The organism is Roseomonas sp. FDAARGOS_362 (assembly GCF_002754815.1).
Taxonomy (GTDB): Bacteria; Pseudomonadota; Alphaproteobacteria; order Acetobacterales; family Acetobacteraceae; genus Roseomonas; species Roseomonas mucosa.
The window spans coordinates 233687-255726 of sequence record NZ_CP024582.1; the positions used below are offsets into that span (position 1 = coordinate 233687).

The 22040-nt window shown below is 64.8% G+C and carries 19 protein-coding genes and 4 pseudogenes; 7 read left to right on the forward strand and 16 right to left on the reverse strand.

Annotated elements, in window-relative coordinates; all coding sequences use genetic code 11:
* Positions 1–212 precede the first annotated feature (212 nt).
* Positions 213–1874: an ABC transporter substrate-binding protein gene (locus CTJ15_RS01045; RefSeq protein ID WP_338129634.1), complete on the forward strand. Its 1662-nt coding sequence runs from the start codon at positions 213–215 to the stop codon at positions 1872–1874.
* 377 nt (positions 1875–2251) lie between these two features.
* Here the strand turns inward: CTJ15_RS01045 and CTJ15_RS01050 are convergent.
* From CTJ15_RS01050 to CTJ15_RS01060, 3 genes and pseudogenes are all read right to left on the reverse strand, one after another.
* Positions 2252–3441, reverse strand: a protein-coding gene (locus tag CTJ15_RS01050; RefSeq protein ID WP_216349041.1) for an IS3 family transposase whose coding sequence is annotated in 2 segments (ribosomal slippage) — positions 2252–3166 and positions 3169–3441 — 1188 coding nt in all. Because the reading frame shifts where the segments join, the coding sequence is not laid out codon by codon here.
* 62 nt (positions 3442–3503) lie between these two features.
* A pseudogene (locus CTJ15_RS01055) lies at positions 3504–4238 on the reverse strand (IS5 family transposase); the annotation flags it as partial.
* Between the two features lie 150 nt (positions 4239–4388).
* Positions 4389–5177, reverse strand: a pseudogene (locus tag CTJ15_RS01060) (IS66 family transposase); the annotation flags it as partial.
* Between the two features lie 22 nt (positions 5178–5199).
* Between CTJ15_RS01060 and CTJ15_RS01065 the strand changes: the two are divergent.
* Positions 5200–5460, forward strand: coding sequence for a cellulose binding domain-containing protein (locus CTJ15_RS01065; RefSeq protein WP_193009538.1), 261 nt, complete (start codon positions 5200–5202; stop codon positions 5458–5460).
* Between the two features lie 183 nt (positions 5461–5643).
* Here the strand turns inward: CTJ15_RS01065 and CTJ15_RS01070 are convergent, their stop codons facing one another.
* Positions 5644–6624 (reverse strand): fumarylacetoacetate hydrolase family protein, encoded by a 981-nt coding sequence (locus CTJ15_RS01070; protein ID WP_099780869.1) that lies wholly within the window; start codon positions 6622–6624, stop codon positions 5644–5646.
* Positions 6625–6805: 181 nt separating this feature from the next.
* Between CTJ15_RS01070 and CTJ15_RS01075 the strand changes: the two genes are divergently transcribed.
* Positions 6806–7444, forward strand: a complete 639-nt coding sequence (locus CTJ15_RS01075) for a GntR family transcriptional regulator (RefSeq protein ID WP_171982344.1) — start codon at positions 6806–6808, stop codon at positions 7442–7444.
* 40 nt (positions 7445–7484) lie between these two features.
* Positions 7485–8465, forward strand: a complete 981-nt coding sequence (locus CTJ15_RS01080; protein ID WP_099780870.1) for a tripartite tricarboxylate transporter substrate binding protein — start codon at positions 7485–7487, stop codon at positions 8463–8465.
* Positions 8466–8570: 105 nt separating this feature from the next.
* On the opposite strand, the gene CTJ15_RS01085 is transcribed toward CTJ15_RS01080, so the two are convergent.
* The 12 genes and pseudogenes from CTJ15_RS01085 to CTJ15_RS01140 all read right to left on the reverse strand — a co-directional run bounded on the left by CTJ15_RS01085 (position 8571) and on the right by CTJ15_RS01140 (position 18290).
* Complete coding sequence (locus tag CTJ15_RS01085; RefSeq protein ID WP_076970482.1) at positions 8571–8945, reverse strand: Rieske (2Fe-2S) protein; 375 nt, start codon at positions 8943–8945, stop codon at positions 8571–8573.
* Positions 8946–8967: 22 nt separating this feature from the next.
* Positions 8968–9873: a transporter gene (locus tag CTJ15_RS01090; RefSeq protein ID WP_099780871.1), complete on the reverse strand. Its 906-nt coding sequence runs from the start codon at positions 9871–9873 to the stop codon at positions 8968–8970.
* Positions 9874–10036: 163 nt separating this feature from the next.
* The gene (locus tag CTJ15_RS01095; RefSeq protein WP_099780872.1) at positions 10037–10945 is read right to left on the reverse strand and encodes a LysR family transcriptional regulator; all 909 of its coding nucleotides are present in this window, start codon (positions 10943–10945) and stop codon (positions 10037–10039) included.
* Between the two features lie 75 nt (positions 10946–11020).
* Positions 11021–11947: an NAD-dependent epimerase/dehydratase family protein gene (locus tag CTJ15_RS01100; RefSeq protein WP_193009539.1), complete on the reverse strand. Its 927-nt coding sequence runs from the start codon at positions 11945–11947 to the stop codon at positions 11021–11023.
* Between the two features lie 4 nt (positions 11948–11951).
* Entirely contained in the window at positions 11952–12689 is a 738-nt protein-coding gene (locus tag CTJ15_RS01105) for an SDR family NAD(P)-dependent oxidoreductase (RefSeq protein WP_099780873.1), read from the reverse strand.
* Positions 12686–13267, reverse strand: a complete 582-nt coding sequence (locus CTJ15_RS01110) for a cupin domain-containing protein (protein ID WP_099780874.1) — start codon at positions 13265–13267, stop codon at positions 12686–12688. Before CTJ15_RS01110 ends, CTJ15_RS01105 begins: the two co-directional genes overlap by 4 nt.
* Complete coding sequence (locus tag CTJ15_RS01115; RefSeq protein WP_099780875.1) at positions 13264–14421, reverse strand: MFS transporter; 1158 nt, start codon at positions 14419–14421, stop codon at positions 13264–13266. The genes CTJ15_RS01110 and CTJ15_RS01115 overlap by 4 nt, the downstream gene beginning before the upstream one ends.
* Before the next feature lie 26 nt (positions 14422–14447).
* On the reverse strand, positions 14448–14963 hold the full coding sequence (locus tag CTJ15_RS01120) for an FAD-dependent monooxygenase (RefSeq protein WP_226945872.1): 516 nt from the start codon (positions 14961–14963) through the stop codon (positions 14448–14450).
* A pseudogene (locus CTJ15_RS01125) lies at positions 14960–15370 on the reverse strand (transposase); the annotation flags it as partial. The pseudogene CTJ15_RS01125 and the gene CTJ15_RS01120, both read right to left, overlap by 4 nt.
* A gap of 77 nt (positions 15371–15447) precedes the next feature.
* Positions 15448–16017: pseudogene (locus CTJ15_RS25205) on the reverse strand (VOC family protein); the annotation flags it as partial.
* 57 nt (positions 16018–16074) lie between these two features.
* Positions 16075–17235 (reverse strand): S9 family peptidase, encoded by a 1161-nt coding sequence (locus CTJ15_RS01135; RefSeq protein WP_099780876.1) that lies wholly within the window; start codon positions 17233–17235, stop codon positions 16075–16077.
* Between the two features lie 386 nt (positions 17236–17621).
* Positions 17622–18290, reverse strand: coding sequence for a FadR/GntR family transcriptional regulator (locus tag CTJ15_RS01140; RefSeq protein ID WP_099780918.1), 669 nt, complete (start codon positions 18288–18290; stop codon positions 17622–17624).
* A 138-nt stretch (positions 18291–18428) separates the two neighbouring features.
* On the opposite strand from CTJ15_RS01140, the gene CTJ15_RS01145 reads away from it, so the two are divergent.
* From CTJ15_RS01145 to CTJ15_RS01155, 3 genes are read left to right on the forward strand one after another with little or no spacing between them, the layout of a single operon-like run.
* Complete coding sequence (locus CTJ15_RS01145) at positions 18429–19442, forward strand: ornithine cyclodeaminase family protein (RefSeq protein WP_075821659.1); 1014 nt, start codon at positions 18429–18431, stop codon at positions 19440–19442.
* Between the two features lie 35 nt (positions 19443–19477).
* Positions 19478–20947 carry an NAD-dependent succinate-semialdehyde dehydrogenase gene (locus CTJ15_RS01150; protein ID WP_171979032.1) on the forward strand — a complete coding sequence of 490 codons (1470 nt, stop codon included), beginning with the start codon at positions 19478–19480 and terminating at the stop codon, positions 20945–20947.
* A 10-nt stretch (positions 20948–20957) separates the two neighbouring features.
* Positions 20958–21977, forward strand: a complete 1020-nt coding sequence (locus tag CTJ15_RS01155; protein ID WP_019460532.1) for a dihydrodipicolinate synthase family protein — start codon at positions 20958–20960, stop codon at positions 21975–21977.
* The last annotated feature ends 63 nt before the right edge of the window (positions 21978–22040 follow it).

Genomic DNA, 22040 nt, shown 5'->3' on the forward strand with positions numbered 1-22040 from the left:
GCAGGTTTGGATGTCTACTGGACCCTAAAGTATTTCTGAAGTAAATATAATAAACCTTACTAAAGTTTCTTGGAAATTTACCTTGTGATAACCCGAGGATACTTTGAGGGAATGATAGATTGAAATTCAGTCAGATGCTGTAGCTTGTTTCACGAAGCAGTTGACCATCCACCCATTACCATGCAGCAATCTATTTTGCGACACCGTCGGCCTTGGCGGAGCGCGCCGACTTCATCATGCCAACAAGGCAACACCGCACCACGGAGATTCAAGTCTTGGATCGTAAAAGCATCCGACTGTCTCGTCGCGCCGTTCTCGCAGTCCCAGCGGTTGCCCTGCTGAGTAGCGGTGCCCTCAAAGCCAGGGCTCAAGGCAACTCATTGAGCCTTGCTGTCGCCGCGCCCCCTACTTCGCTTGACCCACATTACCACACGCTCTCGCCCAACAATATGGTGGCAGAACACTTCTTCGATAAACTGGTCCACAAGGACGCGCAGTCGAAGCTGATCCCGGGCCTGGCTGAATCATGGCATCTTGTCTCCGACGATACTTGGGAATTCAAGCTGCGCCGGGGCGTGAAGTTCAGCAACGGCGATGATTTCACAGCCGAGGACGTGGCTGCCACCTTTGCGCGCGTGCCAAAGGTTGTGAACAGCCCCGGACCGTTTTCCATCTACACACGCGGTGCCAAATCCTGGGAGATCGTTGATCCCTACACCATCCGCTTCAAGACGGACGGCGTGTATCCGCTCCTGGCACAGGATTTCAGCCAAGTCTACATCATCAGCAAGAGCGTGGGGGAGAACGTCTCCACGGGTGAATTCAACAACGGCAAGGCCGTCATCGGCACCGGCCCGTACAAGCTCGTTTCCTTCGCTTCGGACGATCGCGTGGTGATGGTCCGCAATGACAACTACTGGGGCGACAAGCCTGACTGGGTCAACGTCACCTACCGGTTCATCTCGAAGGATGGTGTGCGGGTGGCGGCTCTTCTCTCCAACGATGTTGAGGTGATCGACGTCGTGCCACCGCCGGACATGCCCCGGTTGAAGAGCACCCCGGGTGTCAGCTTTTCCGAGATCCCGAGCCTGCGCTGCATCTATCTGAAGCTCGATACGGCCCATGATTCGTCTCCCTATATCACTGACAATGCCGGGCAGAAGCTCGACAAGAACCCGTTGCGGGACCTGCGTGTTCGTCAGGCGCTTTCCCTCGCCATCAACCGGCAGGCGATCGTCGAGCGTGTGATGCAGGGTGCCGCGCTGCCGACCGGCCAGATGATGCCGCCTGGCGCCAATGGCTACGTGCCCGACCTGGCGCCGCCGCCCTATGACCCGGACAAGGCGAAGAAACTGCTGGCCGAAGCTGGCTATCCGAACGGCTTTGCCATCGGCCTGATCGGCCCCAACAATCGCTACGTGAACGATGCGCAGATCATCCAGGCCATCGGCCAGATGTGGCAGCGTGTCGGGATCAAGACGACCGTCGAGGCTCTGCCTTTCACGGTCATCGCGCAGCGGCAGTCCCGCAACGACATGTCCGCCCTGCTGATCGGCTGGGCCACTGGCGGCGAGCCCTCCACGGCGTTGCGCAGCAATCTGATGACGCGCAACAACGAGAAGGGCTACGGCAGCACGAACTTCAGCGGCTACTCCAATGCCGAAGTGGATCGGCTGACGGAAGAAGGCTTGCGCACGGCAGATGACGAGGCTCGCGAGGAGCTCTTCAAGAAGGCCATGCGTGTCGGCATGGAGGATGTCGGGATTGTTCCGCTGCATATGCAGAAGAACATCTGGGCGCTACGTGGCCCACTGAGCTACGAAGCGCGCGCCGACGAGTATACGGTCGCCATGAATGTGGAGCGGAAGAAGTAGGGTTGCAGTTGGTGTGAGCAAAATTCCGGTGAGCGAAGCAGGTCGTCGCTCACCGGCCCTTGGGCAGCAGCAAGTACAAGCCCAGCAGGACGGCCGGGGAGAACCACCCTTCTGCCGGCGCCGGCGAGGCAGGGCTGTTTACCCTTCTCAAGGCCGGCCGCCGCCTCGCACGTCGTCCGCCTCTTGCGTCCTCCAGGCCGCTTGACCTGAACAAAGCGTTCACCACGCCGACCCAGGCACCTTGGGGCCGCGTCAAACCTGAAGCAGCCGGTCCCGATCGATGACGTCGGCACGTCGTGAGGTGACGCGGATCAATCGCTTGGCCGTCAGCGCATGGTGGACTTCCCCCTGCGGGGTGGAGGGGTGAGATCAGAGCATCATGCGGCGATCGGCATGACGGCCTCCGCACTCATGGCTACCCGCGCCTCGGTGGGCGTACGGTAGCCGACGCCTGAGTTCAGGCGCTGCCTATTATAGAACACCTCGACGTAGTCGAACACCGCCGCCTTCGCCTCCGCGCGGGTGCGGAAGTGGGCTTGGTGGATGTGCTCCTTCTTGAGCGAGGCGAAGAAGCTCTCCATGGGCGCGTTGTCCAGGCAGTTGCCCCGGCGGCTCATGGATTGTGTGATGCCATGCCGCTCCAGTACGAGGCGGTAATCGGCGGCGGCATATTGCACCCCACGATCGCTGTGTAGGATCAGACCCTTCCCCGGCCGGCAACGCTGGAGTGCCATGACCAGTGCATCGATGCCCAACTCCGCCCTCAGAGGGTCGGCCATGGACCAGCCGACGATCTCGCGCGTGGCCATGTCCTTGATCGCGGCCAGATACAGCCAGCCCTCCCCGGTAGGCAGGTAGGAGATGTCGGCCAACCACACCTGATCTGGCCACTCGGCCGCGAAGTTCCGCAGCAGCAGGTTGGGGGCGATCGGGAGGTCATGGCGGCTGTTCGTGGTGCGCGGCACCCGACGGCGCCCCTGGCGCGCGCAGAGCCCCATCTCGCGCATCAGCCGCTCCACGCGCCGTCGGCCATGTCGGCGCCCCTCTCGGCGCAACTCGGCATGAACCCGTGGCGAACCATAGACCCGGCGCCCGGCAGCGAAGATCCGGTCGATGTGCCCGCGCAGATCGGCCTCGGCCTCCGCTCGGGTCTGGACGGTGGGGATCGCGTGCAGCCAGGCGTAGAAGCCGGAGACGCTCGCGCCGATGACCCGGCATAGGGTCGCGACGGCGTGGTTGCCCCGCTCGGCTGACACGAAGGCGAACTTCGTCACGCAATCCCTTTGGCAAAAACCGCCGCGGCCTTGCGCAGGATGACGTTCTCCTCCTCCAGCCGCTTCACCTCACGCCGCAGCCGCTGCGTCTCGGCCTCCTCGGCTTTGCGCACAGCCAAGGCCTCGGCCGAGCCGGCCGCCAGCTGCTCCGTCCGCCACGTGCTCAGCTGGCCCGTGCTGAGCCCAAGCTCGGTGGCCACCTCCGATAGCCCGCGTCCGCCTTCGAGCAGTCGCCTGACCGCCTCTGTCTTGAACTCCGCCGTGAACCGGCGTCGGGTCCGCTTCTCCGCCATGCTGCCCTCCAAGGGTGCTCGGGTTCCTTACCAAACCCTCCACCCCACAGGGGGAAGTCCACGAGAGTGCTGGCGTAGCGCTCGTAGTCCTTCACCAGGCGCCGAAAGCGGATAGCCCAAGCAAAGGAGCGCTCGACGACCCAGCGCCGCGGCAGCAGGACGAAGCCGCGCTTGGCTTCTGGCAGCTTGATTACCTCCAACTCGATGCCGTGGGCTTTCGCAGCATCGGCTGCTTTTCTTCCCGTATAGCCTTGGTCGACATAGGCCAGATCGACGCTCTGGCCCGTCGAGACCTGCACTGCCTGAGCGAGACGCCCCACCTCAGCGCGATCGTCAGCGCTGGCGGGCGTGACATGGAGCGCCAGCAGATGCCCCAGCGTGTCGACCGCCAGGTGCAGCTTGGAACCCTTCTTCCGCTTGGCACCGTCGTAGCCCGCCCGTTCGCCGCTCTCCGGCGTGGAGCGCAAGGTCCGGCTATCCAGAATGGCAGCACTGGGCTGCGGCTTTCTCCCCGCGGCCAGCCGCAGCACGATCCGGAGGTCCTCGGCTAGCGCCTCGAAGCAGCCTGCCGCCAGCCAGCGCTGCGTCTGCTGGTAGACCGCCGCCCAAGGCGGCAGGTCATTGGGCATCCAGCGCCAGGGTGCGCCGGTCTTCACCACATAACGCAGCCCATTGAACACCTCGCGTAGCGAATGTTCCCGCTGTCCAGCCTGTTCTGACAGCAGCGTCAGATAGGGCGCGACCAGACCCCACTCCTCATCAGACACATCGGACGGGTACGGCTTGCGGGCAGTCATGCCGCGCAACCTGATCGTTACCCGCACAGAGGTTCATAACAACCTCTAGGACGGGCTGGCGGCGGGCATTGTAGGCGGCGTTGAAGTCCCGGAGCAGTTGCTCGAGCTGGTCATGGGACGTACCCATACGCCGAGTACCGCGGTTGACGATCAGGGGGCGGCTGGCAGGGCTGCGGGCTTTGGCGTCCAGTTCCACGGCAGGAGCTGGTCGAGCCTTGAGGCGGGGTGATCGGCGCTGCGGGCGAGCACGTCGGCGAGCCACGCCCTGGGATCGGCGCCGTTCAGCTTGGCGGTGGTGATGAGGGAAAGTATCACTGCGGCTCGGTCGCCGCCGCGGTCACTGCCCGCGAACAGCCAGGCCTTTCGGCCGAGAGCGACGCCACGCAGCGCCCGCTCGGCAGCGTTATTGCTCAAGCAAATCCGGCCGTCGTTGAGGAACCCGGTGAGCGTGTCCCAGCGCGTGAGGGCGTAGTCCAGCGCCTTGGCCAAGTCGTTGTGGCGCGACAACCTGTCCCTGGGCTCCAGCATCCAGGCGTGGAGCTCGGCGACCAGCGGGGCCACCACGGTGGTGCGATGGACCAGGCGGTCCGCGGCCGGGCGCCCATTCATCTCTCTCTCGGCATCAAACACGCGGTCAATGCGCCGCACCGCCTCGGCCGCGCCGGTCGCGCGGGCGACCTCCGCCAGTTCGAAAACCTTGCGCCGGAAATGTGCCCAGCAGGCCGCTTCAGCAATCGGCCCTGGCTTGCGGTCGGGCCGGTAGAACTCGCCGAACCCAGCATATGCGTCCGCCTGCAGGATCCCGGCATAGGCGGCCAGATGCCGCTTGGGAAGCTCTGCCGTGCGGTCACGGGAGAATTGGAACAGTGCCGCAGGCGGGGCTGGTCCGTATATAGTCCAGAGCCGGGCCGTGATGGTCTTGCAACGGGCGAGCACGGGTCTCAACCAATCGGTGGCTTTGGTGAACGAGGGAGATGTTGTCGTCAACAACTGGACCGTGGAACTTGACCTTCCTGCCGGCCTTGTTCTCGATGTCACCAGCGTCTGGGGTGCAAAGGTTGCAGGCGACGCGGAGGGTGACCTGCTGTTCACGGCGCTAGACTACAATGCGGCCGGCGCCACGGCGGGCTTCGGCTTCAATGCCAGCTACACAGGGGATGAGGCGGTGTCATTCGCCGGTAGCGAGCTCTCCTTTGTCCCGCATGTAAATCTCGTGATGTGATCGGGCACGGGCCGGCGGCGCATGCCGCCGGCCCCGCCTGGAGCACTGGACCGGCAGAATATCATATCCGACAACGGTGATGTCGGCAGCAAGCCTCCCGCGGGTTCACGGGTTCCGTGAGCAGATGCTGCGCCGGCAAGGTCCGGAAACCTGGCGCGCCGGTCGCCGGGATCGTCGCCTTGCCTACAGGCGGTGCGACGCGGCCTCCACGACCTCCTGAACGATCGCTCCGAAGACGGACCTGCCATCGGCGAGGACCTCCAGGCGGACCTGATCGCCGAAACGCATGTAGCCGGTGTGGGCGGCTACCTCATCCAGCATCTCGATCCCCCGCCGTTCCGCAATGCAGGAGGAGCCGATCTCGCGGTAGTTTTCGTTCGAGACAGTGCCGGAGCCCACGATCGTGCCGGCGCAGAGCTCGCGCGTGGCAGCCGCATGAGCGACCAGTTCAGGAAAGCTGAAGCTCATGGCACCGCCATGGGGCATGCCGAAGCGTGCGCCGTTCCAGTCAACTGTAAGCGGCAGCTGAACTCTGCCGTCTTGCCAGGCCAGGCCCAGCTCGTCCGGCGTTACCGCCAGAGGAGCCATGGAGCAGGCGGGCTTGGCCTGCACCCAGCCGAAGCCGGTTTTCATCTCGCGCTGACCGAGAACACGCAGTGACCAATCGTTGATCAGGACCAGCAGTCGGATGTGCTTCGCCGCCGCCTCGGGGCCTACGCCCATCGGCACGGCGTCGGTGATGACACCGAACTCTCCTTCGAAGTCGATGCCGTCGGCCTCGCTGCGGAAGGGAGCGGGCTCCGTCGGAGCGAGGAAGCGGTGCGACAGACCCTGGTACATCAGAGGCAACTCACCAGCGACGTTCTCTGTGCCGAACACCTTGGCCATGAGCGCCGCGTGGCTCAGGAATGCCGAGCTGTCCAGCCACTGCCAAGCGCGCGGCAGCGGCGCGAGAGCCTGCTCGGGCCGGAAGGGGGAGAGATCGGAAGCAGTGCCCGCCTCCACGGCTGTGGCCAGAGCGTGGAGAACGAGGCTGGCATCCTCCCAGTGATCCAGGGCGCTCTGCAATGTCAGGTATGGCGCAGGTGCGCAGACTGCCCCGTCCTTGGAAACCACGACCAGGCGACCGTCCGGTCCCGCGGCACGCAGCGTGGCTAGCTTCACGGCTTGTCCCCCATTCAGTGCGGGCCTTCCACGACCGACACGTCGGCCAGGAGGGCTTCGGGAAGCGTCATATCCCGCTGGACAGACACAGGCCAGGAAAATATATAATGTGAGTATGTTGCCTAATACCGGAGATTCAACTTTTTCCGGGGCCGCCGTCAGGAGGCTCAAGGAAGATATCGTGAGCGGGGTTCTGCCACCACGCAGCCGCCTGCGCCTGCGGGAACTGAGTGCGTTGTATGGGCTCGGCACCACACCACTGCGCGAGGCGCTTGCCCGCTTGGCCGCCGAAGGCATCGTGGTGCTGGAAGGGCAGAAGGGCTTCTCTGTCCCACCGGTCACGCGCGAGCATCTGCTGGACGTCACCCGATCACGCCAGGTGGTGGAGCCGGAAGCGTTGCGCTTGGCCATGGAGGAGGGTGGAGCATCCTGGGAGGACGAGATCGTCGCCTCCCTCGCTCTGTTGGAGCGTGAGATCGAGAACTGGAACCCAGCCGACGAGGAGTGGCTCGATCGCTATGAGGAGCGGCATCATCGCTTCCATCGCGCACTGATCGAAGCCTGCCCGCTCGCGTCCCTGAGGCGCTTCTGCGATGAGCTCTACGTTCACAAGACGCGCTACCGCCGTGTGGTCAAAAGCATGCACGGCGACTGGCCGGAGGTGCTGGCCGTGCACCAGGGCCTGGCGCGGCAGGTGCTGGCGCGCGAGGAGCAGGCCCTCGCCACGCTTCGCGCACATATTGGAATCACCGCCGAGCAACTCGTCGCCCTGATCGAGACGCCCCCGGCGAAGCAGAGGCGGCGCGGCGGATCCGGCTGATCCGCTAGGCAACGAAACGTCCAGGAGAGCAGAAAACAAGATGGCGATTCTCATTAGCCGGCGGCACCTCGCTGTCCTCGGCGCCACAGCTGCCTTATCTGGCGCACCCCGCGCTGGCGCCCAGGAGCTTTCGGGCAAGTCCGTAACATGGGTCGTTCCGTATGCACCGGGCGGGTTCGGAGACGGCTTGGTGCGCCTTGTGGCCCAGAAGATGGCGGAAAGCGCCAAGGTCAACGTGGTGGTGGATAACCGCCCCGGCGCGGGCGGACAGATCGCCGCCACCTACGTCAAGCAGCAGCCGCCCGACGGACATACGCTTTTCTACGGCGACGTCGGACCCTTCACCATCAACGCGAACCTTTATCGGAAGCTCAGCTACGACATGGCGCGGGACTTCACGCCGCTGACCAGGATGATGAAATCGCCTTCCATCGTGGTGGTCGGTGCGCAGAGTTCGATCGTCGATTTCAAGGGCCTCCTGCTGGCCGCCAAAGGTCCCCCGGGGCTCAGCTTCGGCTCCTACGGAACCGGCAGCGCCCCGCATCTCTGGGGCGAGATGCTGCGCCGGCATTCGGGACTCGAACTGGTTCACGTGCCCTATCGTGGTGCCGCGCCAGCCCTGCAGGATTTGATGAGCGGCAGACTCGATTTCATGCCGGATGTCGCGCCCAACAGCCTGCCCTACGTGCTGGATGGCAAGCTGCGCGCGCTGGCCGTGATCGGTGACAAGCGTCTGCCGCAACTGCCGGCGGTGCCGATGCTCGGCGAATTGGGCTATCCTGACCTGTTGATGGAGGGCTGGAACGGGGTGGTTGTCCGCAGCGGCACGACAGCGCCGATGTTGCACCGCTTGCACGACGAGGTGGTCAAAGCCGTTCAGCATCCGGACGTGGCGTCCCGCTACACCCAGATGGGCCTTGAGGTCGCACCCATGTCCATGGAGGACTTCGGCAACTTCATCGCGGCCCAGACCGCACGTTGGGAGGAAGTGATCCGCAACACCGGTATCGCGCTCGACTGATACTGGAAGGCTGGAGCATCGCTCGTGACGTAGCTAACACCCGCCTGATCCTGCTCACGTAGGTCAGGCCCGCGAGGCCAGGGCCATGGAACGTGCGCTGCGCCGCTATGGCTGCCGCGCCTCGGAAACTGAAACGCAAAGGTCGCCGTTGTCGCGCAGCATTAGCGCGATCGCCGTCAATCTACGTCCCTTGCAAGGACCCGCCACGCAGACACCGGTTTCAAGATCGAACAAGGCACCGTGCGCGAAACAGACCAGATGCGTACGGTCGCAGTTCATGTAAGCGTCGGCCCGCCATGACATGGGCGTGCCGGCGCGATAGTGGGGACAGGAGTCGAGATAAGCCCGATAGGTTTCTCCGCGACGATAGACGATGATGCGCCGGGGCGCGTCGGGGCCGGGCAGAAAGCCCCGGGCGTCGCCATCGGGAACATCGCTGGCATGGCACAGAACCAGCATATCGTCGCAGAGAATCCTCATTGCGTTATCCGCCGCCGGTGTTTCAGAACTTGAATGATAGATGCATCATGATGTTCCCGCCCTTCGGTCGGTTCTCGGCCACGACTTCCTTTTGGTACGAGACGCTGAGCTGGGTCATAGGCAAGAAGTCGTACGTGACCGCCGGGCCGATGGCAAAGCCGCGGCCGCGATTGCCGTTGCTGCCTACGCCGCGTCCCTTGTCGTCGGTGATCTGGTTCAGGTAGTAGCCGACGACCCCGAGTCGCGTGGGTCCGAAATGGTAGCCAGCCGCATAGTCCAGCACCAGTTCGTTACCCGAGGTATAGTTGGTCGCCGGGTTCTCGAAGTTGACGATGTAACGGAGCGACGCGGCCACTTCCCAGGTGGGATTGACGTGGTCGACATAGCCATAGCCGAACGTAGGCTGGGTCGAGTAATGATTGAGTCCAGGATTGGCCAGTCGGCCCGCATGCCAGGAGCCGGTCGGCAGCGCGGTGTCGACTCCCACGATGTAGGTGCTAGGTCCATCGTGCCATACCAGGCCCCCGGAGACGATGATATCGCTCAGGCCGCCACGAGAATTCCCCAGAGGCCCAAGGTCGACGTCCAGATTGAGCACCACCGGAATCACAAGCTGCCCCCAGACCGTGCCGCCGAGGAACTTCGTATTGGTCACGCCTAGCAAACGTACAGTCTGGCTGCTCACCTTGACGGAAAAGTCCAGCGGCAGCTTGTGGCCGTTTCCGTCGTTCAGTTGATTGGCGAAATAATACCCGGTGACGGATAAGGCGTAGACGCCGGGGAAGGGCGGGATGGCGCCAGAGTAGAACTGCGATGATCCGAGGCCGTATTGAGTGTTGCCCCCCTCCGCCGCCGTGGCGATCGCTGGGCAAGCAGTAGCCAGCACAAGCACGAGGCCCGCGCGAGCGGCCACCAGTTTATTCTTCATTTATCCTCCCGAGCACACTTGATATGGCCCCGCCAGAGAAGACGTTTGTGCTTCTGGCGAGTATTCCGGTCTTCCAAAGAGAATCCGGTGCCTGCATGCCTGCTGGGAGAGTAATTGAAATCAGGAAAATCTATAGTTTATTCTTGTGATCTCAAGTATGTATTTAATGAATACTTTTGTTGACTGCTTCGGTTAGTCTGCCTCGAAACCACTGCAGTCCGGGATCGCTGGAGCGATGGGCGTGCCACTGCGCGCATTGCCGCATAGGCCCGATCTCGAAGGGCAGCTCCAGCACCTTGAGGGGCAGGGTGCGCGCCATGGATTGTGCAAGACGCCGATGCACCGTCGCGATGCGCTCGGTGCCCGCGATCAGGATCGGGAGCGAGGAGAAGCTGAACGTCGCCACCTCGACGTGACGATGGATACCGAGGCGCTTGATTTCGCGGCTGTCGAAGGACTGGATGTCATGCCGAGGCCTCATGATCACATGCGCCTCGGTCTCGTAGGTACGCATGTCGAGACTGTCACCGATGCGAGGATGACGCGCATCGACAAGGCAGACGAAGGTCTCGGCATAGAGGATCTCCATCGGATGGTCATCGGATGCGTAATCCTCTGGAATGATGAGTATATCGGCCTCGCCGCGCTCCAGCGCGCGTGCAGGCAGGTCGGCCTGCGGATGGAATTCCAGCCCCACGGTAGCCCCTTGGTCCGCAAGGCTGCGCAACAGGACCGGGACCAGTGTCATCAGCGTGGAATCCGACGCGAGAATGTGAAACACCCGGTCCGAATCCTTGGGATCGAACGACGGGGCCGTGACGACCGATGCCTGGATGCGCACCAAGATATCGCGCACCGGATCGACAAGGGCCTCGGCCCGAGGCGTCAGTTCCAGCTTCCGTCCGACCTGAACCAGCAGTGGATCGCCGAAATAGTCGCGCAGCCGCGCCAGGGCATTGCTCATCGCCGATTGCGTGATCTGCATCCGCTCGGCGGCCCGGCTGACATTGCGTTCGATCAGGAGCTGGTCCAGCGCCGCAAGCAGATTCAGATCCAGATTCTTGAACCGCATCTCGGCTCCTCCCTTGGCCGAGGATCATTCGCCCGGCTTCAATCCGGCGATCGAAACTCGCCTGGCGATCCCGACCTACGCCGTGAGCGCCGCCCGCGCCAGCGCCTCGGCATCGCGATCGGCCTGATAGCCCGCTGCCTCGGCCGCGCGTTGGTCGAGCGGCGGGAAGCGTCCGAACAGCCGTGTCAGGCCCGGGTCGTCGCCCCAGGTGATCCGCGGCCGATGTCCGTGCAGGCCAGCTGCGGCCGCGGCAACCACGCCTGCCGTCAGGTGGAGAGCCGGCAGCTGCACCACGCTCGGACCACCGGCCGTGGCAAGCGCGTGCAGGAAGGCCGCCACGCAGGCTTCACGCGACATCCACCACGCCGCCGCATCCTCGGGCACGGGGCAGTCATAGGGCTCACCGCGTGCGGCCATGTGGATGACGCGGCTCATAAAGGCCGAGCCATGGCCGCTTTCCGTGAGCGGCCGGGCGACGAGGCCGGGTAGGCGCAAGCTCACCCCGGACAATTCGCCGCGTCGCGTCAGGTCCGAGACCAGGATCTCGGTCATCAGCTTGTGCGCGCCATAGCTCATCCGGGGCCGGGCAGGGGTGTCCGGCGTGACCGGGGCGACACCCAGATCGCCATAGACTGCGATCGAGGAAGCGAAGATGAAACGGAGTGGCGTCCCGTCCGCGCGGCGTCGCCCCGCGGCGCGGCGCACGAGGCCGAAGGGCGCCAGCACATTCGCCTGCCAGCCGAGTTCGGGCTCCTTCTCTGCCAGCGATCCGGGCACGGAGGCGAGATGGATCACGGCGTCCGGCGGATCTGCGAACAGCACGTCGAGAAACGCCGGGTTGGCGAGATCGCCGTCGCGGCATTCCGCGCCCGCCGGCGGCTGGCCGTGAAAGGCACGGTCCACCAGGATAAGCGTGCCGATCCCCGCAGTCCCGGCCAGCGCCTGGGCCAGCGCGCGGCCGAGGAAGCCATCCGCGCCCGTCAGAAGAACTTTCATCGCCATGCTCTCAGCTTCCATCGGAGATGAGGGTACCGCCGTCCACGACGATGGCCTGCCCGGTGACAAAGCCACCCGCAGGCGAGATCAGCCAGGCAACCGTGCCCGCGATCTCCTCCGGCCGGCCCATCCGCCGCAGCGGCGTTATACCCATTCGCCGCGCCATGAATGCCGCATCCAGCTTCAGGCCCGCCGCCAGCGGCGTATCGATCAGGCCGGGGCAGACCGCATTGGCGCGGATGCCCTTCGGACCCCATTCGACCGCGACCGTGCGTGCCAGTTGCGTCAACGCCGCCTTGGTCAGTCCATAGATCCCGATGGTGCCATTGCCCCGCAGCGCGGCGATCGAAGCCATCAGCACCACCGATCCGCCGCCTGCCTCCGCGATGCCGGGTACAAGGCGCTGGACCAGTCCGAGCGCGGCGAAGAGGTTGACCTGGAAAGCATGCGTGATGCCCGCTGCGTCAGCCTCCGTAAGCGGTCCACGCGGCCCCTCCACCCCTGCGTTCAGAACGAGGTCGGTGACACCGAAGGCACGGGCCGCGCGGGCCAGTTCCTCGACCTCGCCGGGGCGGGCAAGGTCCGCGGCGCGGAAGGCGGCGTAGAGTGCCGTTTCCGGCGTGGCGCGGTCGGAGGCCAGGATCGCGGCCCCCAGGCCGTCCAGGGTCGCGCAGAGCGCCTCGCCTAGCCCACCATTCGCGCCGGTGACCAGCACCCGGCGCCCGGCGAGATCGAACAGTCCGCTCATCGCGCCTTGATCGCCGCACCCAGTTCGGGCGCATACTGGCCCGAGATCAGCACGAACAGCATCCTGCATACCTTGCCGGAGCGGTTCGCCCATGCGTGGTTGGTGCCGCGCTGGATTACCACCGATCCGGGCTTGAGCACCACCTCGCCCTCATCGACGACCAGCGTCATCTCGCCCTCGATCACCACGCCGTAGTCGATGGATTCGGTGCGGTGCATCAGAGGATGCGGCGCGTCGGACCGGACGGTCGAGGCATGGGCCTCACCGATCTCGGTGAAGGCACCGCCCATCCGCTCCGCCCCGTCGCGCAGGAAATCCTCGGTATCGGGCGGGATGTCGACGAAGCGGATCCGGGTGCCGTTCGGCGGCGGCGATAACGTGACCGGGCCGGCGACGGGATCCGGCCCATTGTCCAGGATCGCGGGTGTGGCGGCCGTCGCCCAGACCTCGTGAAACACCGTGCCGGGAATGTTCTCCAGTGGATGGACATTCGGTAGCCGGGCGTTCTCGACGATGATGGCTGTGCCGTCAGGGCGATGCCCGGTGACGACGCGGTGGATCGGGGGAAGCCCGCTCATGCGTATGTCCTTTCGGTTTTCCGGGGCGCGCAGCCCGCGATGAAGAAGCCGGTCGAGATCATGGCGATAAGGACGCCGGCATATCCGAGAGCTGCGAACCCGAAGGATTGAGCCAGCGTGCCGCCCAGGATGGGCCCGAGCGCCGAGCCCGACATCAGCATCGCGGGCGTGGCGGCGGTCGCACGGCCAGAACGGTCCATCCGCGCCAGCAGTCCGAAGGCGAAGGTATGGGTGAAGATCTGCACGCCCACGAAAACCAGGGCGAACGGCGCCCAGAAAGAGAAGGCCGTGGCCCCGGTCACAACCAGCGCGAAGGCCGCCTGGACCGTGGGGCCGAGCCGTACGACATCCTCGGCCCGGATGCGGCGCTCGAGCGCGATCGACGCAGGCGCGACGACGACGCAGTTCACGACGGCCAATGCCGCGAGCACGGCAAGCACATGGCCTAGCGGGAAGCCGCGGGCTTTGCCGATCACCTCCACGAAGCTGAAGATGATCGATTGGTTCAGCATCATCACGCTGATACCGAGGATCACGTACCAGACGCCCCGCGACAGGCTGCCTGCCGAATGCTCCGCCGACGGTGCCTCAGTCAGCGCCGAGGCTGGCGGAAAGCCGATGAACGTGATCATTGTCGCCAGCGCCATCAGGGCGGCGAAGGCGAGGAACATCGCTCCTCCGCCCCGTGCGATCAGGATCTGCGGCAGCATGCCCATCAGGATTACGCCGAAGATACCGATCGCGATCCCGGCGAATGCGAAGGTGCGATGCGGATTGGCGGTGCGCCCGATGGTGCCATGCACCACGCTGAGCGCCGCACCCGAGGCGACGCCCGATGCCAGGTGCGCGATCGCAAGCGGCACAAAGGCGGTCTGGGATGCGGCATAGGTGAAGATGAGAGCAGCCGTCCCGAATCCACCCACCGCGACGAGCTTCGGCCGGAGCCTGTTGAAACGCGGCGCGATCGCCAGGCTCGCGGCCACGCCACCGATCAGGAAAAGCGTCGCCAGCATTCCCGCGTCGCGCGGCGAGAAGCCGTAACGCTCGACCAGCGCACCAACCCAGACGGGCAGCGCGACCAGATCGAGCATCCCGGCGCAATGGCCGGTCACAAGGGCGATCAGCCCTGCCGCTCTCAGGTTTCCCTGCGCCATGTCATTCCCCTTATGGGTAGCGGCGATCAAATCGCCTCGGCTAGCGCCTTCATCGAAACCTGCATGATCCGCGTATGCTCGCCTTGGTCGCCGCCGGAGACTTCGATCTCGCCCAGCCGCCCGGAATTCTCGACCACCATGCGGCAGCGGTCCCAGCGCCGATCCTGGAAAAGATCCAACGCCTCGGTCAGCTCATCGCTCTGGGCGACGCTTTCCGCGAGGACGACGGCGTCCTCGACACCGATGCAGGCGCCGGCGGCCAGATGCGGGGTCGTGGCGTGCACGGCGTCGCCGATCAGCACCACCCGTCCGCGATACCAGGGCCGGGGCAGCAGGAACTGTTCGAGTGGGCGGAAGATGATTCGACTGTCCAGTCCCAACCTTGTGCGCACGCTGCTGAGGATGGGCGACGGGAACTGCATCAGGAGGTCCGACAGCGCGTCGACGAAGGTCGAAGGATCGACAAAATCGTTGTTCGGACGATTCTCCATCAGGAAGAGATAGGCCTCGTCCTTGCTGACGAGATTAAGACCCCGTTTCATAACGGCTGAGCCAGACGCCGGACGAGGATCATGGCGGCGGCGAGGGTGAAGAAGGCGACGGCGGAACCGACGGTGGCCTCGTGATCGCGAGCGAGGCGTCGGCAGCGGCCGAACCAAGCGAAGGACCTCTCCACCACCCAGCGCCTGGGTTGCACGGCGAAGCCTTTCTGGCCGGGTGCGCTGCCGATGATGGTAACGGCGACGGGGGAGGCTCGGGCGACCCGCGGACCGGCGTAGGCGCGGTCGGCGAAGCAGCGGGCCAGGAACGGCCAAGGGCGGCGCGACATGGCCAGGAGGGCCGCACCCCCTCGGCTGTCATGCAGGCAGGCGGGCGAGATGGCGGCGAGCAGGAGCCTACCGTCCGTGTCCACCAGGGCGTGGCGCTTGCGGCCCGGAAAGCGAGATGCTCGCAGCCCTTCATGTATTCGGGGGTCTGGATGAAGAAATGCGTATGGTGGTCGTCGCAGGCCCTCGGCCGCAGGAACGGCCCCGCACCGGTCAGCACATCGGTGATCGCGAAGCCCAGCCGATCGCAATAAAAGCGTACAGCCGTGTCGATGCCGGGGACGAACAGCACGATATGGCTCAGCGTGCGGGGCAGCGCCGGCATTCCTTCCCAGACGCCGATCTCGTTCGGCGCGCGCTGCGCCGGAGCGCCAGGGGCGTTGATCCGCTCGGCCGGCAGGTTGAGTGGGCGGCGGACCGTCACCTGGAATTTCAGCTCGAAGCCGTGGTCATCCTTGAACTCGATCGAGCCATCGGCGAGCCGGGTGACGCGGCGGTCCTTCGAGATCTCGGCCTCGATTGTGTCGAGGTCCTCGGCCGCACTCACGCCGATGATCTGCTGGCGCAGCATCGCTGTGGTCGGCAGGGGTGGAGGCAGTGACGTATCCGAGCGGTGACGGACGATCAGCCCAGTGCCGTCCAGCGCCTCGAACCGGCCGCCCTTCTCGGTGACGTCAACCGGCTTCAGGCCGAAATCGGTGAGGTAGGCTGCACAGCCCGCCACATCATCCACGCCGAAAACGAGGAAATCGGGCCCAATGATGTTCATGAATGCTCCTCCCTGAAAGGCCCAGCCTGCTTGCCGCAGGACCGCCTTGCGTTTCTTCTAGATGGCGGTCCGCCCGCCGAGTGTCTCCGCGACCCAGTCCGCGATGAAAGCACCGGCATTGGCGGGGTTGTCGAAGCTGGAATGCTGCACGCCCCCTTCACGGTCTGTGAAGATCTTGAGCTCGCGCTTCGGACTGTTCACGAGCTGGTCGTAGGTGCGTCCGGCCCATTTCACCGGGATCTGGCTATCCTTGCTGCCATGTGTCACCAGAAAGGGCACCCGGATGCGGTCGAGGATGCCATCGAGGTGGACGTTCTCCGCGATCCGCATGAAATCCTCCTGGTCCTTCGCGCCCCAAACCCAGTGCACGTGCTCCCAATAGTGTGGGACGGGAAAGTCCCCCTCCTTTTCCAGCCGCCGCTTCTGCACGTCGCGCCAGTCATGGTTCGCACCCCACACGACGCCACAGGCGAAGCGGGGCTCGAAGGCCACGGCGCGCGGGCAGAAGTAGCCGCCGAGCGACACCCCTTCCATCCCGATTCGCCTGGAATCGATGTCGTCTCGGCCCTCCAGCCAGTCGACGATCCGCGCGGCCCAATGCTCGCTGTCGTAGCGTGCGCAAAGGCCGTTCAGCCGGCTCGCTTCGCCGCTGCCGGGCTGATCTACGACGAGACTGGCGACACCACGGCGGGCGAGCATGGCGGGAAGGCCGACCGCATACTTCATTTCCTTCGTGCTATCGAGGCCATTGACCTGGACCAGCACCGGCTGGCGGCCCGCCACGCCCTCGGCCCGCACGTAGAGTGCGGCAAGATGGGCTCCCTCATAGGGGATCTCGACGCGCTCGCAATTCGCGCCTGTCAGGGTGATCCCGCGAATGAACAGGTCGAGCCCCCGCTTGTAGAGCGCGAGGCGGTCAGGTGCCCCATGTGCCTGCAGCCGCTCCGCCGTGGCGAGATAGATCGAAGCGCGCAGATACTTCTCTCCTGCCGAGAGCATCCGTGCACTGCCCTCGTCCTCCCGCGCGAGGTCCGCGAGCTTGCCGGCCATCCGAGCCCAGACGGCGCGAAAGGCCCACGTGCCCTCGGCATCGGGATGCTTCGACGCCTCGAGCAGAGGCGCGCACATCTCCTCGATTTCTCCCATTCTGGCGCCGCTTTCGATCGCCAGATCGACGGACAAATTCCACACGTAGTTTGCGGGGAAATACTTGAACATGTTCTTTCCCGATCTCCGCCCTCCCAGACGGTTCGCTCTGACCGGCCTTTCTCGGTGGAAGCTAGCCTATGGCCAAGGATTTCAGAAATGAATAGTTTCAATCATACGAATGAACTGTATGAATGAATCGATTGCACAGCTTGCTGGCATTGACAGATTCCATTTTTGGGGCCTGGTCCGGCGCCACTACCATCGCACCGGCTCGGTCCGGCGCCACCGTCTGACGGCCGAGGGGAGGAATAATGAAACTGGCAACCTTGTCTCTGGTGTTCCGTCGCGATGTATGCCGGCCACATGCACCTCCACGATCCGGCATGGATGGGATGTCGCTTGCACGACAGCGCGCTCCGGTTTGGTCCCGTTGATTGGTGTGTGGCGCAGACGTACTAGCGCAGCCCGAACAGGCGATCGCGCACGCTGATCAGATGTGCCCGCATCAGCCGCTCGGCCAGGGCGGGATCGCGACGGCCGATGGCGCGCACAATCTCTTGGTGTTGCGTGGTAGTGTCGGCAAGCGGCAACTCGCCCACGAACACGTCCTGCAACCGGGCATCGAGTCCTGTTCGGCCATGCGCCCGCAAGGTCTCGTAGAGGAGCGTCAGCAGACTGTTGTGCGTTGCCGTGGCGATCAAACGGTGCAGCCTCTCGTCCTGTCGCTTCCACCGCGACAACTGCCGGGCGGACCGCATCTCGGCCATGCAGGCCTCGAGGTCGGCGATATCGGCTGGCCGCGCCATGATCGCCGCTCGCGACGCCAGCAACGGCTCGATAAGGAGGCGCGCGTCCATGATCTCGTTGAGGCTCGCGCCATCCAGCCACTGCTGCGGTGACGCCGGCGGCGCCGGGCGGCCGACGAAGGTGCCCTTACCCACGTGTCGCCAGATCGTCCCTTCGGCTTCAAGCCTTTTCAGCAGGGTGCGCAGCCGTCCGCGCGACATGCCCACCTCCTCAGCCAGCCGTGGCTCGGGCGGCAACTGGGTCTCGTCCTCCAGCGCCTCGATATAGGCGCGTAGCCGCGTCATATCCTGGTCCTGGTTCAGTTCCACGTCACCCATCATCCACCTCGGCTCGCCCGAAGATTAGCGGGCAGTGCAGGACGCATCAATAAATCAATTGACATGATTCAATATGCGATGTTGAAGCGCTCTAAGACGTCTGTCGCGGTGAATCTCCGCGGCCGAAAGGAGCATCCCATGAACCACGCAGACCCGGGTCCCGCGCCAGATACCCTCATCCTCGGCAGTGCTGACGTTGTGGCGGCCTTCGACTGGTCCGAGGCGATTACGGCACTGCGGCGGCAGTATGGGGCCATGATGCGCGAGGACATGTTCCCGCCGCGCACGATGGCGCGGGGCGACGGCGTCTGGTTGCGCACGCTCTCCGGCGTATCCCCCGATGGGGCAATCATGGGCGCGAAGATGATCGCCGCCAGCCTGAGCGCCCGCCGCGCGAGCTATCTCATTCCATTGTTCGACCAGCGTACGGCCGACCTGCTGGCCTTGATCGACGGAAATGCGATCACCGGCTACCGCACCGCCGCGACGACGGCGCTGGCGCTCGACGCCCTTGCCCCCGCTGGTCCGGTCACGCTCGGCGTGCTCGGCGCTGGCTTCGAGGCCCGTAACCATGTCGAGGCGCTCCATGCCGTCCGTGAGATCTCTGAAGTGTCGGTCTTCAGCCCGAACCCCGTGAGCCGCGTGGCCTTTGCCCAGCATCTCGAACCGCTCGGCTTGCGGGTCCGTCCGCTCGAATCAGCCCGGGAGGTGGTTGGTGCGGAGCCGACGATGCTGCTTTGTGCCGCCCGATCGCGCGACGAGCAGCCGCTCTTCGACGGGGCCTGGCTCCGGGCAGGCATGACAGTGGCCTCGATCGGTTCCACCCTGCCCGAGCAGCGCGAAGTCGATCCCGAGACCATTCGGCGCGCCGCGCTGATCGTCGCCGATATGCCTGAGGAAGTCGCCCACGACACCGGCGACATGCATGCCGCGCGCGACGCGGGCGTATCCTTCAAAGACAAACTCGTGTCGCTGTCCGACATGATCTCGGGCGCGGCGGCGGGCCGAAGGACGCCCGAGGATATCGTGCTCTACAAATCGGTCGGTGCGGCTTTGCAGGACCTTACCGTCGCCGCGATGTGTCTGGAGCGGGCCAGCGCTTTGGGGTTGGGGCGCAGCATCCCCGCGGTGATCCAGGCGGCGCAAAAATGAGCCGGCTGAAAGAAATTCACAGGGGGCATATCCAGATGGCACCGGACCTCGCTGATCCCGCGCTCAAGAAGGCGGCCGCCTATGTCGATGGCGCCTGGCTCGCCGCGGGTGAGAGCGGAACCTACACGCTGCGCAATCCTGCGACCGGCGGGACGCTGGCAGAGTTGCCGCTGCTGAGCCGCGCGCAGGTGGCGCGCGCCGTCGACGCGGCTCACGCCGCCTGGGGACCTTGGCGCGCGACGCCGGCCAAGGCGCGCGCGCGGCTGCTGCGCCGCTGGTTCGACCTGATCGAGCAGAACGCCGATGACCTCGCGCGACTGATCGTGCTCGAGGAGGGAAAGCCTTTCACCGAGGCCAAGGGCGAGGTCGCCTACGCGGCGTCCTTCATCGAATGGTTCGCCGAGGAAGCGAAGCGGATCCGTGGCGACGTGATGGCCGCACCGGAGCCCAGCCGTCGCATCGTCGTCCTGAAGGAGCCGGTGGGTGTCTGCGCCGCGATCACGCCGTGGAACTTCCCGGCCGCGATGATCACCCGCAAGGTTGCCCCGGCGCTGGCTGCCGGCTGCACGATCGTCGTGCGCCCCGCCGAGCAGACGCCGCTGACCGCGCTGGCGCTGGCGGAACTCGCCGAGCGGGCGGGTATCCCCAGGGGCGTGTTCAGCGTGGTGCTCGGCAAGGCGCGCGAGATCGGGCCAGAGCTGACCGGAAACCCGCTGGTGCGCAAGCTGACTTTCACCGGCTCGACCGAGGTGGGCCGGCTTCTGCTGGCGCAGGCGGCGGAGACGGTCAAGAAGTGCTCGATGGAGCTTGGCGGCAACGCGCCGCTCGTCGTCTTCGACGACGCCGATCTGGAGATGGCTGTCGAGGGGCTGATCGCCACGAAGTACCGCAACACCGGACAGGCCTGCATCAGCGCCAACCGTGCCTATGTCCAGTCCGGGATCTATGATCGCTTCGTCGCCCGGCTGGCTGAGCGCGTCGGCGCGCTGAAGGTCGGAAACGGCTTCGAGCCCGGCGTCGTTCAAGGGCCGCTCATCAACGAGGACGCGGTGCTGAAGGTCGAGGAGCATGTCTCCGACGCGGTCCGCAAGGGCGCTCGGCTGGTCTGCGGCGGTGCGCGCCACGAGCTTGGCGGTTTCTTCTATCAGCCGACAGTGCTGGCTGATGTGGCGCCCACGATGCTGGTCTCGCATGAGGAGACCTTCGGCCCGGTTGCCCCGATCATCCGCTTCGACACCGAGGATGAAGTGATCGCGCTCGCGAACGACACGGAGTTCGGCCTTGCCGCCTATCTCTTCAGTGCCGACGCTGCGCGGATCTGGCGGGTCGCGGCGGCGCTGGAGGCCGGAATGGTCGGCATCAACACCGGGCTCATCTCGAACGAGGTCGCACCCTTCGGCGGCGTCAAGCAGTCCGGGATTGGCCGCGAAGGCTCGATCTACGGCATCGAAGAGTTCCTGGAAATCAAGTACCTCGCCTGGGAAGGCGCGGGCGAAGTCCGGTAGGAGAGAAGTCATGGCAAGCTATACCCGCGTGGAAGCCCGCGAATGGGCGCGTGAACGGCTGATCGGTGCCATCAACTGCACGATTCCCTCGTTCTCGTCAGACCTGAAGCGGATCAACGAACGGGCGATCCGGCACGATACGCGGCTGGCGATCGAGCATGGGTTCATGGGCTCGCTCGCCGTGTCCGAGGTGTCGATCACCCTTCCCGAATACCTCGATTTCATGCGGATCATGAAGGACGAGGCGGGTGACCGCCTGGTCGTCACCCACCATGCAAGCTGGAACACGCTGGAGGAGAACATCGAGGCGCTGAAGGGCGCCGAGGAGGCCGGGGCGGAGTTCGTGCTGCTGTCCTATCCGCCGGCCTTCTATCCGGAGAGCGAGAACGAGATCTACGAGTACACCAAGGCCATCTGCGATGCCACAAACCTCGCGGTGATGATCTTTCCGATGTATCTCTGGGGCTTCTACAGCCGCATTCATCCATCGGACATCCCGGCTTCCCTGATCCGCCGGCTGATTGACGATTGCCCCAACCTCGCCGCGATCAAGGCCGAGGGTGGTTTCCCCAGCATCCAGAGCGTCATCGAATGCCATCGGCTGTTCGGCAAGGAGGTCGTCATCTCGATGCCGATCGAGGGCGAGTTGATCCCCTTGTCGCAGCTGATGCCGATCCAGCTCTCGGCCACCAGCGACCACGAGTACTACGGGCCGACGATCCCGAAGGTCATGCAGCTCCTGCGCGCAGGCGAGTTTGACGAGGCAACTCGCATCTACTGGCAACTCCATTCGGCACGCAAGATCAAGGGCCAGGTTGCCCAGCAAATGCACGGCGGGCATTTCATCAACCGCTATGTCTGGAAGTTCCAGGGCTGGCTGCAGGGATATAACGGTGGCCCGCTCAGGATGCCGACCCAGCGCATTCACGACCCGCAGATGATCTCCCTGCGTAAGGGGCTCGTCGAGGCGGGGCTGAACCCGTCGATGGACCCGTTCCGCGAGTTCTTCATCGGAAGAAACCCGATCTGATCCGGCGCTGATGGCGTGGGGCTGGCCGGCCCAGGAATCGCCCCATGAGAGAAGGGACGGCCG

What these genes read in the sequence shown, in the direction of transcription:
- CTJ15_RS01150 (WP_171979032.1), top strand. Translation starts at nt 19,478, where the DNA reads ATGGCACCGGACCTCGCTGATCCCGCGCTCAAGAAGGCGGCCGCCTAT.
- CTJ15_RS01135 (WP_099780876.1), bottom strand. Translation starts at nt 17,235, where the DNA reads ATGTTCAAGTATTTCCCCGCAAACTACGTGTGGAATTTGTCCGTCGAT.
- CTJ15_RS01155 (WP_019460532.1), top strand. Translation starts at nt 20,958, where the DNA reads ATGGCAAGCTATACCCGCGTGGAAGCCCGCGAATGGGCGCGTGAACGG.
- CTJ15_RS01085 (WP_076970482.1), bottom strand. Translation starts at nt 8,945, where the DNA reads ATGAGGATTCTCTGCGACGATATGCTGGTTCTGTGCCATGCCAGCGAT.
- CTJ15_RS01095 (WP_099780872.1), bottom strand. Translation starts at nt 10,945, where the DNA reads ATGCGGTTCAAGAATCTGGATCTGAATCTGCTTGCGGCGCTGGACCAG.
- CTJ15_RS01140 (WP_099780918.1), bottom strand. Translation starts at nt 18,290, where the DNA reads ATGGGTGACGTGGAACTGAACCAGGACCAGGATATGACGCGGCTACGC.
- CTJ15_RS01080 (WP_099780870.1), top strand. Translation starts at nt 7,485, where the DNA reads ATGGCGATTCTCATTAGCCGGCGGCACCTCGCTGTCCTCGGCGCCACA.
- CTJ15_RS01110 (WP_099780874.1), bottom strand. Translation starts at nt 13,267, where the DNA reads ATGAGCGGGCTTCCCCCGATCCACCGCGTCGTCACCGGGCATCGCCCT.
- CTJ15_RS01105 (WP_099780873.1), bottom strand. Translation starts at nt 12,689, where the DNA reads ATGAGCGGACTGTTCGATCTCGCCGGGCGCCGGGTGCTGGTCACCGGC.
- CTJ15_RS01100 (WP_193009539.1), bottom strand. Translation starts at nt 11,947, where the DNA reads ATGGCGATGAAAGTTCTTCTGACGGGCGCGGATGGCTTCCTCGGCCGC.
- CTJ15_RS01115 (WP_099780875.1), bottom strand. Translation starts at nt 14,421, where the DNA reads ATGGCGCAGGGAAACCTGAGAGCGGCAGGGCTGATCGCCCTTGTGACC.
- CTJ15_RS01120 (WP_226945872.1), bottom strand. Translation starts at nt 14,963, where the DNA reads ATGAAACGGGGTCTTAATCTCGTCAGCAAGGACGAGGCCTATCTCTTC.
- CTJ15_RS01090 (WP_099780871.1), bottom strand. Translation starts at nt 9,873, where the DNA reads ATGAAGAATAAACTGGTGGCCGCTCGCGCGGGCCTCGTGCTTGTGCTG.
- CTJ15_RS01145 (WP_075821659.1), top strand. Translation starts at nt 18,429, where the DNA reads ATGAACCACGCAGACCCGGGTCCCGCGCCAGATACCCTCATCCTCGGC.